Raw genomic sequence first — 15025 nt, forward strand, 5'->3', positions numbered from 1 at the left:
TACTGGTCCCGCGGCGGATCAACCAGCACAGACAACGGTGTCCTGCTGTGCTCACACCACCATCACCTGATCCACAAAGAACAATGGACCATCCAAACCCGCGCCGGGACTCCCTGGTACATCCCGCCACCCCACCTCGACCCCCACCAAAAACCCCGACAAAACCACTACTTCAAATAGTGAAGGCAGAGCGGACGGGCGCGGACGGTATGGAGCGTCACTCCGATCTACAAGGCACTGACTCGAGAAGGGCGCGCCGCAGAAGCAACTGCCTGTGTGGGCAGAGGCTGCGGTAACGGCGACGGCCACTTGCGGCGCACGGACTCCGCTGAAGCCCGGCGGTCAGTCCGAGGGCAAGGAGCCACCAACTTGGATGTCCTCAGGCCGAGGCAGCCACGTCGGTCATCAGTTCCCGTCGGCTCCGGACGAACGCCGCCAGAGATACGGCGTCGTGGTCGACACGCGGACCAGTCCGGAGCGCTCCAGGATGGGACGCGAAAACTCGGTCGAATCGCTGTGGATGAGCGTCTTGTCCAGCTCCAGCGCCGCACACGCCCGGGCAGCGGTGACCGCGCGGTAGATGCCCCGGCCACGCCATTCCGGCCGCGTAGCGCCACCCCAGATGCCAGCGAAATCGGTTCCGGGGACGGGTTCCAGACGCCCGGCGCTGATAATCATGCCGTCGTGCTCGGCCACCCAAAGCTGCATCCCGTCGTCCCGGGCCGCGCGGCGCAACACCGCCTCCGCGTTGCCGTCAGAGGCCGGACTGCCGAAGACCTCGTCCTGCATGGCGCACATCGCCCGGATGCCAGCCTCGTCGGACACCTGCCGGACGGTCACACCCGGCGGAAGGTCGACGCCGGCCGCCAATCCGCTGGCCCCGCCGATCATGATCGACTCGGTCTCGTCGGCCTCCAGGCCATTCTCCACAAGGGCGTCGTGCAGTCCGGGGGCGTGATCGTGGCCGCGGGTCTTCCACTCGAAGCGGTCGATCCCGGGTTGGGCGCGGTAATACTCGACGGTCTCCGCCACCCACCCGGCGATCGTCGGCGCATCTGCCCCGCCCAGATCCTGATAGGTGACGAACCCCCTGCCGCCGGAAAAGGTGACGAGACGCAGCGGACCCAACCGTTCGACGGCCACGGCACTTGGGGTTTCGGCGTCGGTGCGAAGCTGCTGGTCATAGGCCGCGAGGAGCTTAGTCGTCGTCATCGGGCCCACGATACAGCGGCATCGCCGGGCGGCACTGTCATGCCGCGGTAGGCTCGGGCCATGCCGGAGCCCGCCTATCACGCCGCCGTCCGGTCCGCATATGACACGGTGGCTGAAACCTACGCCCGGGTCCTGCCGGACCTCGGCTTCGAATCCGCCGAAGATCTGGCCATGATCCAGCGCTTCGTAAAGGATGTCGGCGCCTCGCCGGACCGAAGCGTGATCGACGCCGGCTGCGGCACCGGCCGGCTCGCCGCCCACCTCGCGGGCGCCGGGCTGAACGTCACCGGCGTCGACCTCTCACCGACCATGGTCCGGGTGGCCGGGCGTCTGCACCCAGGAATCGAGTTCGCAGCGGGCGAGCTCACCGCACTGCCGGCCGACAATGGGTCCGTGAACGGCGTCGTGGCCTGGTATTCGATCATCCACCTCGAGCCCGGCGACATACCGGCCGTCGCCCGCGAGTTCGCGCGGGTCCTCCGGCCGGGCGGCGCCGCGCTGGTCGCCTTCCAGGCCGGAAGCGGCTCCCGCACCCTGACGCGCGCGTACGGGCACGACGTCGTGCTCCGCGCCGAACTGCACAACCCCGGCGACGTCACGCGCTGCTTCGCCGCCCACGGCTTCGCGCCGCTGGAGCAACTGCTCCGGCCGCCGAGGGAGTCGGAGAAGCAGCCCCAGGCCGTGCTCCTGTTCCGGCGCGGCGCCGGTCCCGGCGGCCAACAGGACCTGTCGACCGCCGCCCGCTGACGCCGTCGCGGTAAAGTGTCACCCGGAAGATTCCTTCCCAGCCCCGCGACACCCTTTTTGAAAGGCTCACTGCCATGAGCATGCTCGGAACCAACTGGAAGATCCACGGAAACGGCAAGTCCATCCGCCCCGGCGAGGTCGTCCGGCCCGACGAGCGCCTGGCGTGGCCGCTGACTATCGGCGTCGGCATGCAGCACGTCGTGGCCATGTTCGGCGCCACCTTCCTGGTTCCGATCATCACCGGCATGCCCCCGGCCACCACCCTGTTCTTCTCCGGCGTCGGCACCCTGCTGTTCCTGGTCATCACCAAGGGCCGCGTCCCCAGCTACCTCGGCTCCTCCTTCGCGTTCATCGCCCCGATCATGGCCTCGCAGCAGCAGTTCGGCATCCCCGGCGCGCTCGGGGGCGTGGTAATGGCCGGCATCGGCCTCGCCATCATCGGCGCGATCGTGCAGAAGTTCGGGGCGGGCTGGATCAACCGCCTCATGCCCCCGATCGTCACCGGTGCCATCGTCGGCCTGATCGGCCTGAACCTGGCCCCCGCGGCCAAGAACAACTTCGACGCCGCCCCGATCACCGCCCTGATCACGCTCGCCGTCATCATCGTGGTCAGCGTCTTCTTCCGCGGCATTCTCGGCCGGCTGAGCATCCTGGTGGGCGTCGTCGTCGGCTACCTCGTCGCGATCATCCGCGGCGAGGTCAACTTCGCCAAGGTCGACGCCGCCGCCTGGATCGGCCTGCCGCACTTCCAGACCCCCGAGTTCCACCTCGGAGTCGTCGGCCTCTTCGTGCCGGTGGTCCTGGTGCTGGTGGCCGAGAACATCGGCCACGTGAAGTCCGTCTCCGCCATGACCGGGCAGAACCTCGACGGCGTCTCCGGGCGCGCGCTGATGGCCGACGGCGCCGCAACGGTCCTCGCCGGCCTCGGCGGCGGCTCCGGCACCACCACCTACGCCGAAAACATCGGCGTCATGGCCGCCACCAAGGTCTATTCGACGGCGGCGTACTGGGTTGCCGGCCTCTTCGCCGTGATCCTCAGCTTCTCGCCGAAGTTCGGCGAACTGATCGCCACCGTCCCGGCAGGTGTCCTGGGCGGCGCCGCCACCATGCTGTACGGCATGATCGGCGTCCTCGGCGTGAAAATCTGGGTGCAGAACAAGGTCAACTTCTCCAACCCGGTCAACCTCACCACGGCCGCCGTCGCCCTGATCGTCGGCATCGCGGACTACACCTGGACCATTGGCGACCTCAAGTTCACCGGCATCGCCCTCGGCTCGGCCGCCGCCCTGGTGATCTACCACGGCATGAAGGCCATCGCGAAGGCCCGCGGAACGGTCGCCGAACCGGAGACCGAGGACGGCACAGTCGCCGCCGCTGCCCGGGGCGCCGTGAACGCCGCCGCCAAGCGCGCCCCCAAGAAGCGCCGCTAAGCGCGGACCCGCGGCCTGGAACACGGCAAGGGCGGCCCCTCTCCCGGGAAGGAGTGGCGCCGCCCTTGGTGTTACTGCTGCCGAAACCGGTGGTTAGCCGGCGTTGAAGGACTCTTTGTCCTCGTCGTCGCGATCCTTCGGTGAGTGCTCCTCCGGCAGGTCCGTGCCGGAGCCGTCCGGAATGCCGGCGGCGTCCTGCCCGGACTCCGAGGAGAACGGGCGCCCCGGTTCGGCTTCCTCGGTGTTGGCCGAGTCCATGTCAGCTTCCGACGACGGCACGGCGCCGCCGTTCTCGGCTGCCGTCTCGTCGCCGGACTCGAAGCCCTGCTCGGTGCTCTCGTTTTCCGCGTTCATCTGCTCCTCCGTTCCTCCGAAGCGTCCCGCTCCGGGTTCTCCTGCACTGTCCTGGTCTTCCGCGCCGAACTGGCTCAGATCCGGGGCGCCGGCCGGGAAGGTCTCACCGTCCGGGCTGTCCTGGTTCAGGCCCGCGGCGTCGAACGCTTCTTCGTCGCGCGGCTGGGCGAAGCTCTTGGTGTCGCCGCCGGGCATCTCCTGCTCGGCGGTGGGTGTGCCGTAGCCGCCTGCTTCTTCCTCGACGACGCGGTGCTGGTCTTCAGACATGTGCTTCCTCCTGGTTAGCGGCGGCCGGCGGTCAGCCTGGCAGAATTTCCCTGCTCTTCCACCGTACCCGAAAATCGTCAGTAAGCTTAGTACCAGAGCGAAATCTCAGGTGAGGAGCAGCGATGGCGCGCGCCGATGAGTCCCGGGACGCCGGGCGGAGTGAGACCTTTGACGAGAAGATGGACCGCAACTGGGGCGAACTGCTGCAGGAACTCCGGGTGCTGCAGACGGGCGTGCAGATCCTGGCCGGCTTCCTGCTGACGCTGCCGTTCCAGAGCCGCTTCGAGAAACTGGACGGCTTCGAAATCGGACTCTACCTCTGCAACGTGGTCCTCGCGGCGCTCACCACGGCCCTGATTCTCTTGCCGGTCAGCGCTCACCGCCGGCTGTTCCGGCAGGGCCTGAAGGAGGTTCTGGTCTCCAGCGCGGACCGGATCGCGAAGACCGCCCTGGCCGCCGTCGCCCTTCTCAGCGTCGGGACGTCGGCACTGGTTTTCGACGTCACGATCGGGCGGACCGCCGGGATCGTGGCCGGCGCGGCGCTCCTGGCGGTCCTGCTGGTGCTGCTGGTCCTGGTGCCGGACCGGCTTCGGCGGAAGGCCCCGGGGCGCAGCACCGTGAATGGCCCTGACCACTAGCCGGCGGGGTGCTCCCTCCGCTCGGCGTCGCCCTCCCGGTCCGACGCGTCCGACGCGCGCTGCTCCGACGCCGGCTGGTCCGACTCGGCCGGATGGTAGGTCTCGTCGAACGGCATCTCGTTGAGATCCAGCAGCTCGTTATCCTCCTGCCCCGCCACGAGTTCGTGGGCCTCTTCGACTGTGTCAACGCTCGGCATCGAGCCCATCAGCGGCCGGCCGGCCGTTTCCTTGATGAAGTAGACGGCGACGGCACCCACCGCAGACGTGGCCATGAGGTAGTAGGCGGGCATCATCTCGTTGTTCGTGCCGGCGATGAGGGAGGCGATGATGAACGGCGCTGTGCCGCCGAAGATGGCGACGGCGAAGTTGTACGCAATGCCCATGGCGCCGTAGCGGCTTTCCGTCGGGAAGAGCGCCGGGAGCGTGGAGGCGAGGTTGGCCACGTAGAAGGTCAGCGGGAAGGCGATCAACGCCAGCCCCAGCAGCGTGGACCAGATGGCGCCGATACCGATCAGCAGGAAGGCCGGAAGGGCCAGGACCACGGTGCCCAGCGAGCCGATCCAGAGCACCGGACGGCGGCCGATCCGGTCCGAAAGCTTGCCCGTCAGCGGGATCGCGGCGGACATCAGGACCAGAATCGGGATGGTGAGCAGGGTGCCGTGGAGCTCGTCGTAGCCCTTGTTCGAGGTCAGGTACGTGGGCATGTAGGAGGTGAGCGCGTAACCCACGGTGTTGGCGGCGGCCACGAGGATCATCGCCAGCAGGATTCCGCGCCAGTGCGAGGCGAAGATGGCTACCGGGCCCTTGGCGTCCGCGGATTCGCCTTCCGCCCCGCCGGTCTGCGCGTCGAGGCTGGCTTGGAACGCCGGGGATTCCTCGATCTTCATCCGGAAGTAGATGGCGATCAGCCCCAGCGGGCCGGCGATCAGGAACGGGAGCCGCCAGCCCCAGGCCTGCATGGTGTCCTCGCCGAGGGTGACCTGCAGCAGCGTGACCAGTGCGGCGCCGATGGCGAAGCCCATGTAGCTGCCGAGGTCCAGGAAGCTGGCGAAGAAACCGCGCCGGGCGTCCGGGGCGTGCTCACTGACAAACGTGGTGGCGCCGGCGTATTCGCCGCCGGTGGAGAAGCCTTGGATCAGCTTGGTGGCGACCAGCAGCACTGCAGCCCAGATGCCGAGGGTGGCGTACCCGGGCAGCAGGCCCACCACGAAGGTGGACGCGGCCATGATGATCAGTGTCATGGCGAGCACCCGCTGACGGCCAATCTTGTCGCCGAGCCAGCCAAAGAAGACCCCGCCGAGCGGCCGGGCCACGAAGGTGGCGCCGAAGGTTCCCAGCAGGAACAGATTTTGGACGGTCTTGTCCGCCTCGGGCAGGAAGACCGGGCCCATGGTGGTGATCAGGTAGCCGAACACGCCGACGTCGTACCATTCCATGGTGTTGCCGACGATGGTTCCGCCGAGGGCCTTGCGCATCACGCGCCGGTCCACGACATTGATGTGTTCGACCTCGAGCCGCCGTTCGCGGAGCTTGGGGCGGCGGGCGGTGCTGCGCTTCATGGACATGCGGATCTCCTGTCACGGCCACCGGTATGCGCGTGGCCCTGGCAGGGGGTCACGGCCCCCAATGAAGCAATCTTATTCAGCGGGGAGCCGCTAAACCAGAGTCTTCACCGCCACTTAGGCGCCCTCGAGCACCTGGCTGGTGGTCCAGGCGAGGTACTTGGCCGCCTTCGCCTGCGCCTCCTCGGGCGAAGGGGCCGTGTCCACAAGCTGCGCCGCCGCAACCACGCCGCGCCGTTCCAGGTCTTCCGGGGTGACCAGGATCCGGCCGGCGACCATGATCACCGGGATGCCGAGGGCGTGCGCGGCGTCGGCCAGCGCCACGGGGGCCTTGCCGGTCAGCGACTGCTCGTCGAGGGACCCCTCCCCCGTGATCACCAGGTCTGCGCCGCGCAGCTTGTCGGCAAGGCCGGTGAGGCCCGCCACGAGCTGGAAACCGCTCTCCAGGGCCGCGTTGCTGAAGGCCAGGAACGACGCCGGGAAGCCGCCGGCCGCGCCGGCGCCGGGGACGTTGACGTCCCGGCCGGTGGCCTGCCGAAGCACCGAGGCCCAGTTCCGCAGGCCCGCGTCGAGCCGTTCGACGGCGTCCTCGTCGGCGCCCTTCTGCGGACCGAAGACGTGCGCGGCGCCGTCGGAGCCGTACAGCGGATTCTGCACGTCGACGGCGATGCGCAGCGTCACGGCCGACAGCCGGGGGTCCAGTCCGCTGACGTCGACGGCCACGACGTCAGCCAGCGAGCCGCCGCCGAGGGGCACCACGTTGCCGTTGGCATCCAGCGGCTTGAGGCCCAGGGCGCGCAGGGCGCCGCTCCCGGCGTCGGTCATCGCGGACCCGCCCACGCCGAGGATGATCTCGGTGGCGCCGGCGTCGAGGGCGGCGGCGATCAACTGCCCGGAGCCGTAGCTGTGGGCACGCAGGGCGTTTTCCGGCGTCGGCTCCATGTGGGCGAGCCCGGAGGCCTGGGCGGTCTCGATGACGGCGGTGGCCCCGCCGAAGGCGTCCTTCCGGATCGCCCAGGCCGCGCCGATCGGCGCCAAGATGGGCCCGACGACGGCGTTCAGCCGCTCCTCGTAGCCCGCGGCAACTGCGGCCTCCAGCGTCCCCTCGCCGCCGTCGGCGACGGGCAGCTGCAGCACGGAGGCCTCGGGGTAGACACGGAGGGCCCCCTCGGCCATGGCAGCGGCGGCTTCGGCCGCGGTGAGGCTGCCTTTGAACTTGTCCGGGGCAATCAGGATGCGCATGGGTCCATCCTGCCAGCCGGGGCAGACAGGCAGGGACGTGCAGTCAGTCCCGCCACTGGCCGCGGTCTTGGAGCACGGCCTTGAGCAGGTCCGCCCTGTCCGTCACAATGCCGTCGACTCCGAGGTCCAGAAGCCGGTGCATCTCCGCCTCCTCATTAATGGTCCAGACGTGGACATGCAGGCCATGTAGGTGGGCGCGCCGGACGAAGCCCGCCGTCACCACCGGGACCGCACCGAACCGGACCGGGACCTGCAGGGCGTGGACCCCGCGCAGGGCCCACGCCGTCACGCGCCGCAGCACCGGCGCCGGGAGTAGCGGACCCAGCAGCACGAACAGCGCGTTGGAGGCCATGCCGGCGGAGCTAGCGGCCGGCCGGCTCAGGCGGCGGAGGACCGCGCGGCGCCTGCGGTCGGAGAAGCTGGCCACCAGCACCCGGTCGTGCAGCCCGTGCCGTTCGATCGCGGCGGCCAGTGTCTCCACCGAGTTCCAGTCCTTGACGTCCAGGTTCAGCCGGGCGTCCGGGAATTCCGTGACCAGTTCGGCGAGCTCCGGGATGGGTTCGGTGCCGGCGATCCGGGCCCGGGCTACCGTCTCGGCAGAGAGTTCGGACACTCGTCCGGCCCCGTCGGTGACCCGGTCCAGGGTCTGGTCGTGGAAGAGCAGCAGCACGCCGTCGGCGGTGGTGTGGACGTCGGTTTCCAGGTACCGGTAGCCGAGGCCGACGGCGGCGCGGAACGCGGCCATCGAGTTTTCCGCACCCTTCGGCGAGAACCCGCGGTGGGCGATGGCCACGGGCGTGTCGGGGGCGCCGTCGCGGGCGAGGAAGGGGTGCTCTGCGCTCATCCGGTCAGCGTACCGGAGCCGCGGTCCTAGCCGTGGGGCAGGATTTCGACGCCGTCGCTGCAGTGCAGCAGGGTGCGTCCGCCGCCGTCGAGGTCCACCCAGACGGTGGTGTGGTCCACGGTGAGCGCGTCGACGAATCCGGCCGCCTCGTAGCCCGGGGACAGCCGCACCCGGACCCGGTCGCCCTGGCGCAGGCTCTGCCAGTGGGCGTCCGGGGTGACGCGCCGCAGCGGCTGGTCGTCAATGTGTCGCTTCACGTTCCTGGCCATGATTGCCCGCCCTCAGTCATCCGATCCGTTCAGTGGTCTGAGCGTAGGAGGCCAAGGTGAACGGCAGTTGGCCGCCAGCTGGGAATCACATGTCCGCGGCGCGGGCGGCGCGACGGCGGGGCGGGCGGCGCGGCGCGACGGGTCAGGACAGAAGGCGGAGGGTCAGGGCTGGCGGACGCCGAGGTCGGCGAGCCGGGCCTCCAGGATCTGGGCCACGCCGTCGTCGTCGAAGTGCGGGGCCGTGTGCGCGGCGGCGCGGATGGCGTCGGGGTGGCCGCTGGCCATGGCGTAGCCGTGGCCGGCCCAGCGCAGCATCTCGATGTCGTTCGGCATGTCCCCGAAGGCCACCACGTCCTCGGCGCCGAGGCCCAGGGCGCGGGCATATTCGGCGAGGGTCACGGCCTTATTCACGCCCGGGAGGGAGAGCTCCAGGAGGGCCATATTGGGGGCGGAGTGGGTGGCGGCGGCCAAGTGGGCAACGGCGGGCGAGACGTCCGCGAGGAACTCGTCCGCGGTGCCTTCCCGGATGATCGCCATCAGCTTCACCACGGAATCGCCAGGACGGAGCGTCTCTTGCAGCGGGGCCGGGGTGACCTCGTCGAGCAGGCCGGCCGAGTTGCCGCCCAGGAAGTGCGGCTCCAGGTGGAAGCCGTCGAGGGTTTCGGCGGCGAACAGCGCGTCCGGCCGGATGCCCTGGATGATCCGCCGGGCCTCGAAGACCGATTCGAGGGCCAAGGCGCGGGAGGAGATGACCCGGTCGGATTCCAGGTCCCAGACCACGGCCCCGTTGGAGCAGATCACGGTTCCGGTGTGGCCCAGCTGGTCCCGGAGGGGGTGCAGCCAGCGCGGCGGCCGGCCGGTGACGAACACCAGCTCAACGCCGGCGTCGCGGCAGGAGTGGAAGGCGCGGACGGTCCGTTCGCTGATCCTGCCGTCGTGTCCCAGGATCGTTCCGTCGATATCGCTCGCTACCAGCCGCATGCTGCCAGTCTACGTCGGCGCCCCGGGCGGTGGCCCGGGGCGCCGACGCTTCAGTGCTGTTCGGAAAATCTCAGTGCTGTTCGTAGATGCCGGTCAGCCGGGCCCGTCCGATGCTGTGGCTGAAGAGGTTGAAGCCAAGGAAGGCGGGGCTGCCGTCCGCGTCGACGTCGAGGTGTTCGACGTCGACGGCGTGCACCACAACGAGATAGCGGTGGGGACCGTGGCCCTTGGGCGGCGCTGCCCCCACGAAGCCAGCGAATCCGGCGTCGTTCTTCAGCTGCAGGGCGCCCTCGGGCAGGTGCGCGCCGTCCTTGGAGCCCGCGCCGGCCGGCAGCGAGGTGACGTCCGCGGGGATGTTCAGGACGGCCCAGTGCCAGAAGCCGCTGGCCGTCGGAGCGTCCGGGTCGTAGACGGTGACGGCGTAGCTCTTGGTGCCTTCCGGGGCGCCGCTCCAGCTCAGCTGCGGGGATTCGTCCTCGCCGCCGGCACCCATGAGCCCGCTGCGCTGCGGCGGCGGGAGGGTCTCCCCGTCGGCGAAGGATTCACTGCGGAGGTCGAAGGCGGGAACGTCCGGGAGCGGGGCATACGGGTCGTGGGAGGTCATGGCTGCCTTTCAGGTCTAACGCGGAGGTCGGGAGCTTACGGGGCCGTGCTGGTGTTCACGCTACCAAGTTCCATTGCGGAGAGTTCCGCGCGGCCGGGCGGGTTGGCGCCGGCCCGGGAGACGGTGACGGCGGCGGCCGCGGCGGCGTGCACCAGGAGTTCGCGCAGGCTGCCGGCGGAAAGGGAGCGCAGCTCGCCGCGGTTCTGCGCGCCGTCCAGGCCGCGGTCCACGATGCCGGACAGCAGCGCCGCCATGAACGAGTCCCCCGCGCCCACGGTGTCCGCCACCTTGACCCGGGGCGCCGGCGCCTGCGCCTCGCCGTCGGCGTTGACGCCCCAGGGGCCGTCCGCTCCGCGGGTGACCACCACCAGCGCGGGGCCCTCGGAGCCGCCCAGCGTGAGCCAGCGCCGCGCCGAATCCAGCGGATCCACGCCGGGGTAGAGCCATTCGAGGTCCTCGTCCGAGGCCTTGACGACGTCTGCGAGGGCGACGAACTTTTCGGCCTGGTGCCGGGCATAGACGGCGTCGGTGATGATGCTGGGGCGGCAGTTGGGGTCGAAGCCGATCGTGGCGGAGGGATGGGCGCGTTCGACGGCGGCAAACACGGCGGCGGCGCCGGGCGCCAGCATGGTGGCGATGGAACCGGTGTGCAGCAGAGTGGTGCCCTGCAGCATGAGCGGCAGCCGCTCGGTCAGGTTCGGCAGCTGCCAGGCGAGGTCGAAGGTGTAGCTGGCCGCACCGGCGTCGTCGATCAACGCCGTCGCCACCGAGGTGGGCAAGTCATCGGGGCCGAGGGGCAGCAGCACGGAGCCGGATTTCAGGTGCGCCGCCACCGCGTCGCCGTACTCGTCCCGTCCGTAGCGGCCGATGAACTGGACCGGGTGGTCCAGCCGGGCCAAACCGATGGCGACGTTCAAGGGGCTGCCGCCGACGTGGGCCTGGGTGCCGGAGGACCGCTGGACGACATCTACCAAGGCCTCGCCAATGACTGTGAGCATGGTCATACTCTGCCAGAGAATCCTGCACGGCGCCGCTCCCGGGCCACTTTCTAGCAATACCCCCAGGGGTATATTATTGAGGCATGTCGACTCCCGCCCCCAGCCATGCCTCGCGCCGCGACGCCGTCGGTTCCTCCGTCATCCTTGGCCTGCGCAGCAACCTCCCGCAGTTCCTGCTGCTGGTGGCGGTCAACGCCCTGGTGGGCGGAACCCTGGGCCAGGAACGCACCGTGCTGCCGCTGCTGGCCGGCAACGTGTTCCACCTGGACTCCTACAGCGCCGCCCTGACGTACATTCTGGCCTTCGGGCTGGCCAAGGCGGCCACCAACTACGCCGCCGGAACACTGTCGGACCGGTTCGGGCGCAAGCCGGTGCTGGTGGCCGGCTGGCTCATCGCCCTCCCGGTGCCGCTGCTGCTGATCTTCGGGTCCAACTGGGCCTGGATCGTTGCCGCCAACGTCGTGTTGGGCCTGAGCCAGGGCCTGACCTGGTCCACCACCGTGGTGATGAAAATGGATCTGGTGGGACCGCACCGCCGGGGCCTGGCCATGGGCTTCAACGAGGCGGCAGGCTACCTGGGCGTCGCCGGCACCGCACTCTTCACCGGCTATCTCGCGGCGACCTACGGCCTGCGGCCGGCCCCGTTCCTGCTGGGCGCCGCATTCATTGCCGTGGGTCTGGGCCTGTCCATCCTCACCGTCCGCGAAACGCACCACCACGCCAAGGCCGAGGCGGCATCACGCACCGGTTCCGTGGCGGAGACCCAGCCGGGTGCGGCGGCGGGTCCGGCTGCGGGCGCTGCTTCGGGCGGACTCAGCAGCCGCGAGGTCTTCACGCTCACCAGCTTCCGGGACGGCTCCCTGTCCGCGGTGAGCCAGGCCGGGATGGTGAACAACCTCAACGACGGCCTCGCCTGGGGACTGTTTCCGGTGCTGTTCACCAGCGCAGGCCTGCCGCTGGAGCAGGTGGGGATCCTGGCCGCCGTGTACCCGGCGGTCTGGGGCGCGGTGCAGCTGGTCACCGGGGCGGCGTCCGACCGCTTCGGCCGGAAGTGGCTGATCGCCGGCGGGATGGGCGTGCAGGCGGCGGGCCTGGTGATGGTCGCGGCGGGCCACGGGTTCGGCGTCTGGCTGGCCGCCGCCGTGCTGATGGGCGTCGGGACGGCCATGGTCTACCCCACGCTGCTGGCAGCGATCGGCGACGTCGCCCATCCGGGCTGGCGGGCACGGTCCGTGGGCGTCTACCGGCTCTGGCGCGACGGCGGCTTCGCCGTGGGCGCACTGTTGTCCGGCATCCTGGCCGACGTCTACGGGATTCCGTCGACGATCATGGTGGTGGCCGCCCTCACCGCGGCGTCCGGCGTGGTGGTAGCCCTGCGGATGCGCGGCACGGACCACCGGCGCTAAACGACCGCAAGGCGGGGCCGACGTCGCGCCCCGCCCCGGCCGCCGTCGTCATTAGGAACCCGCCGCCGTCGTCAGGAACCCGCCGCGTCCTGCTGGTAGACGTCCGGAATACCGTCCTGGTCCGAATCCCGGCGCTCCTCTTCCTCCGCGATCCGGTACTGCCGGTTCCGGGTGGTGAGCACCGCGCTGGCGAGCAGGGCCGCGATGAAGGAGGCCGCCAGGATGCCAACCTTCGCGTGGTCGTCGTGGGGGCTGCCCTGGCCGAAGCTCAGCTCTGCCACCAGCAGCGAGACGGTGAACCCGATGCCGGCGAGGATGGACACCCCGGTGATATCGATCCAGCGCAGCGAGCCGTCCAGCCGCGCGCGGGTCAGTTTGGTCAGCAGCCACGTGGTCGCCAGAATGCCGATCGGCTTCCCGAGGACCAGCGCCACGATGATGCCCAGAGCCACCGGATCGGTCAGCGCCGAGCCCAGGCCCTCCCAGCCGCCGACCGCCACCCCGGCGGAGAAGAACGCGAAGACCGGGACGGCCACGCCGGCCGAGATGGGCCGGAAGCGATGCTCGAAAATCTCCGAGAGGCCGGGCCCGGCCTCGGGTCCACCGCTGGCCTGCGAACGGATCACCGGGATGGCAAAGCCCAACAGCACGCCGGCCACCGTGGCATGGATTCCGGAGGCGTGGACCAGGGCCCAGGTGATGACACCCAGGGGCAGCAGGATCAGCCAGGCGGCGGGAGCCTTCAGGCCGAAGAATCGCCGGTACCGGTGGGCCAGGAACGTGTAGAGGCCCAGCGGCACGAGCGCCAGCAGCAGGGGCAGCACATGCAATTCCCCGGAATAGAACACCGCGATGATGGTGATGGCGATCAGGTCGTCCACCACCGCAAGGGTGAGCAGGAAGATCCGCAGGGCACTGGGCAGGTGCGAGCCGATGATCGCCAGGACGGCAACGGCGAACGCGATGTCCGTTGCGGTGGGAATGGCCCAGCCCCGGAGCGTTTCGGCGTTGCCCAGGTTCACCAGCACGTACAGCACCGCCGGCACCAGGACACCGCCGGCCGCGGCCGCCACCGGGACGATCGATTTGCTCAATTGCCGGAGGTCGCCGGCAATGAACTCGCGCTTGAGTTCGAGCCCCACCAGGAAAAAGAAGATCGCCAGCAGCCCGTCCGCTGCCCAGGCGCCGAGGCTCAGGTTCAGATGCCAGGGTTCGTAGCCGATGGTCAGGTCGCGGAGCGCGAAGTAGCTCCCCGACGCCGGGGAGTTCGCCCAGATCAAGGCGACAACGGCGGCGGCCACCAGCAGCGCGCCGCCGACGGTTTCCTTGCGAAGGATTTCGCCGATGCGCAGTGATTCGGCGTAGCTGCCGCGGCTGAACAGGGCGGGACGGGAGGCGGGCTGCTTCGGTCCCGGCGTCCCCGGGCCCGGCGGCTGCGGGGAAGGGGTCGTGGGTGTCTGGCTCATCTGGGAAGTCCTCACGGTTGGGTCGACGAATTCATGCCGACCAGACTTCCCGGCGCACCTGACTCCAGTCTAGGCGATGGGCCCGGCTCACCGATGGCCGGTCCGGCCGCCGGCTCAGGCGAGCAGCTGCTGGACCAGTTCCCGCGACTTCCGGTAGGCCGGCGCCTTCGTATCGATGAGGGCGAAGTGGTCGCCGGGGACCTTGACCAGCTGAACCGCGGCTCCGGCGGCCCGGCCGGCGGCGGCATAGCTCTCGGACTGGCTGATCGGGACGGTGTCATCCTCCGTGGTGTGGAGCGCGACGACGGGCACGTCCAAGGGCACAGCGGTCATGGGGTCCGCATACTTATGCCGTTTGGGGTATCTTTCCGAAGAGCCGCCCAGGAAGTTGCTGACGGCCCCGTTGCTGAGGTCCAGCCGGTCTGCCTCGGCCAGGTTCAGCAGCCCGGACTGGCTCACCACGCCCGTCAGGTGCACCGCGGCGCCGTCGTCGTTGCGTTGCAGTTGCCGGTCCGCGTCCGGAAGTCCCAGCGCGCCCAGCCGGCTCCGCCCCGCGGCCCAGACGGCCAGGTGGCCGCCCGCCGAGTGGCCCAGCGCCACCACGCGGTCCAGGCCCAGGCCGTGCTCGCCGGCGGCATCCCGGAGCTTGTCGATGCCGTTCAGGACGTCCGCGAAGGTCTGCGGCCAGCCGCCGCCGTTGCCGGCCCGTCGGTACTCGAGGTTCCAGGCGGCCATGCCGTGGCTCGCGAGGTCCTTGGCCAGCGGCTCGCCCAGTTCGGCCCCGTACTGGGAACGCCAGTAGCCGCCGTGAATGACCACCGCCACGCCCCTGGTTTCGGTGCCGCCGGGCAGGAACAACTCGGCCCACTGGCTGGGGTCGTCCCCGTAGTGATACTTCTGCCGCTTCACGGTGTCCTCCCGGGGGCCGGGTGAGCATGCCACGGCGGCGGCCCCCAGAGCCGCCGTAGCCGCGGCACCGAGCAACACCCGACGCCGCAGATCAGC

General features: G+C 69.9%; 16 protein-coding genes. 5 read left to right on the forward strand and 11 right to left on the reverse strand.

The window, feature by feature from the left end:
• Positions 1–180, forward strand: a 180-nt coding sequence (locus AB0O44_RS13050) for an HNH endonuclease (protein ID WP_364137973.1), incomplete at its 5' end; no start/stop codon positions are given.
• Positions 181–405: 225 nt separating this feature from the next.
• On the opposite strand, the gene AB0O44_RS13055 is transcribed toward AB0O44_RS13050, so the two are convergent.
• The gene (locus tag AB0O44_RS13055; protein WP_364137975.1) at positions 406–1212 is read right to left on the reverse strand and encodes a GNAT family N-acetyltransferase; all 807 of its coding nucleotides are present in this window, start codon (positions 1210–1212) and stop codon (positions 406–408) included.
• A 60-nt stretch (positions 1213–1272) separates the two neighbouring features.
• Between AB0O44_RS13055 and AB0O44_RS13060 the strand changes: the two genes are divergently transcribed.
• On the forward strand, positions 1273–1959 hold the full coding sequence (locus AB0O44_RS13060) for a methyltransferase domain-containing protein (RefSeq protein WP_364137977.1): 687 nt from the start codon (positions 1273–1275) through the stop codon (positions 1957–1959).
• A 74-nt stretch (positions 1960–2033) separates the two neighbouring features.
• Positions 2034–3389: a solute carrier family 23 protein gene (locus AB0O44_RS13065; protein WP_364137979.1), complete on the forward strand. Its 1356-nt coding sequence runs from the start codon at positions 2034–2036 to the stop codon at positions 3387–3389.
• 93 nt (positions 3390–3482) lie between these two features.
• Here AB0O44_RS13065 and AB0O44_RS13070 read toward each other — a convergent pair whose 3' ends face one another.
• Positions 3483–4010 carry a hypothetical protein gene (locus tag AB0O44_RS13070; RefSeq protein WP_364137981.1) on the reverse strand — a complete coding sequence of 176 codons (528 nt, stop codon included), beginning with the start codon at positions 4008–4010 and terminating at the stop codon, positions 3483–3485.
• 122 nt (positions 4011–4132) lie between these two features.
• Here AB0O44_RS13070 and AB0O44_RS13075 point away from each other — a divergent pair, with 122 nt between their 5' ends.
• Positions 4133–4648, forward strand: coding sequence for a DUF6328 family protein (locus tag AB0O44_RS13075; RefSeq protein WP_364137983.1), 516 nt, complete (start codon positions 4133–4135; stop codon positions 4646–4648).
• Here the strand turns inward: AB0O44_RS13075 and AB0O44_RS13080 are convergent.
• The 7 genes from AB0O44_RS13080 to AB0O44_RS13110 form a co-directional block, all read right to left on the reverse strand.
• On the reverse strand, positions 4645–6207 hold the full coding sequence (locus AB0O44_RS13080) for an MFS transporter (RefSeq protein WP_364138438.1): 1563 nt from the start codon (positions 6205–6207) through the stop codon (positions 4645–4647). The two genes, AB0O44_RS13075 and AB0O44_RS13080, sit on opposite strands and share 4 nt — an antisense overlap.
• A gap of 120 nt (positions 6208–6327) precedes the next feature.
• Positions 6328–7452, reverse strand: a complete 1125-nt coding sequence (locus AB0O44_RS13085; RefSeq protein WP_364137985.1) for a glycerate kinase — start codon at positions 7450–7452, stop codon at positions 6328–6330.
• Between the two features lie 43 nt (positions 7453–7495).
• Positions 7496–8296, reverse strand: coding sequence for a glycerophosphodiester phosphodiesterase (locus tag AB0O44_RS13090; RefSeq protein WP_364137987.1), 801 nt, complete (start codon positions 8294–8296; stop codon positions 7496–7498).
• A gap of 26 nt (positions 8297–8322) precedes the next feature.
• On the reverse strand, positions 8323–8565 hold the full coding sequence (locus AB0O44_RS13095; protein WP_290257051.1) for a hypothetical protein: 243 nt from the start codon (positions 8563–8565) through the stop codon (positions 8323–8325).
• 162 nt (positions 8566–8727) lie between these two features.
• Complete coding sequence (locus tag AB0O44_RS13100; RefSeq protein ID WP_364137989.1) at positions 8728–9546, reverse strand: HAD family hydrolase; 819 nt, start codon at positions 9544–9546, stop codon at positions 8728–8730.
• A 70-nt stretch (positions 9547–9616) separates the two neighbouring features.
• A complete protein-coding gene (locus AB0O44_RS13105; RefSeq protein ID WP_364137991.1) occupies positions 9617–10150 on the reverse strand; it encodes a YbhB/YbcL family Raf kinase inhibitor-like protein in 534 nt (177 codons plus the stop codon).
• Between the two features lie 35 nt (positions 10151–10185).
• Entirely contained in the window at positions 10186–11148 is a 963-nt protein-coding gene (locus AB0O44_RS13110; RefSeq protein WP_364137993.1) for a carbohydrate kinase, read from the reverse strand.
• Between the two features lie 83 nt (positions 11149–11231).
• Here AB0O44_RS13110 and AB0O44_RS13115 point away from each other — a divergent pair, with 83 nt between their 5' ends.
• The gene (locus AB0O44_RS13115) at positions 11232–12554 is read left to right on the forward strand and encodes an MFS transporter (protein WP_364137995.1); all 1323 of its coding nucleotides are present in this window, start codon (positions 11232–11234) and stop codon (positions 12552–12554) included.
• Between the two features lie 71 nt (positions 12555–12625).
• On the opposite strand, the gene nhaA is transcribed toward AB0O44_RS13115, so the two are convergent.
• Positions 12626–14020: a Na+/H+ antiporter NhaA gene (gene nhaA / locus AB0O44_RS13120; RefSeq protein WP_364137997.1), complete on the reverse strand. Its 1395-nt coding sequence runs from the start codon at positions 14018–14020 to the stop codon at positions 12626–12628.
• A 114-nt stretch (positions 14021–14134) separates the two neighbouring features.
• Positions 14135–14929 carry an alpha/beta hydrolase gene (locus tag AB0O44_RS13125; protein ID WP_364138441.1) on the reverse strand — a complete coding sequence of 265 codons (795 nt, stop codon included), beginning with the start codon at positions 14927–14929 and terminating at the stop codon, positions 14135–14137.
• Positions 14930–15025: the final 96 nt, after the last annotated feature.

Source organism: Arthrobacter sp. NPDC080082 (assembly GCF_040686595.1).
Taxonomy (GTDB): Bacteria; Actinomycetota; Actinomycetes; order Actinomycetales; family Micrococcaceae; genus Arthrobacter.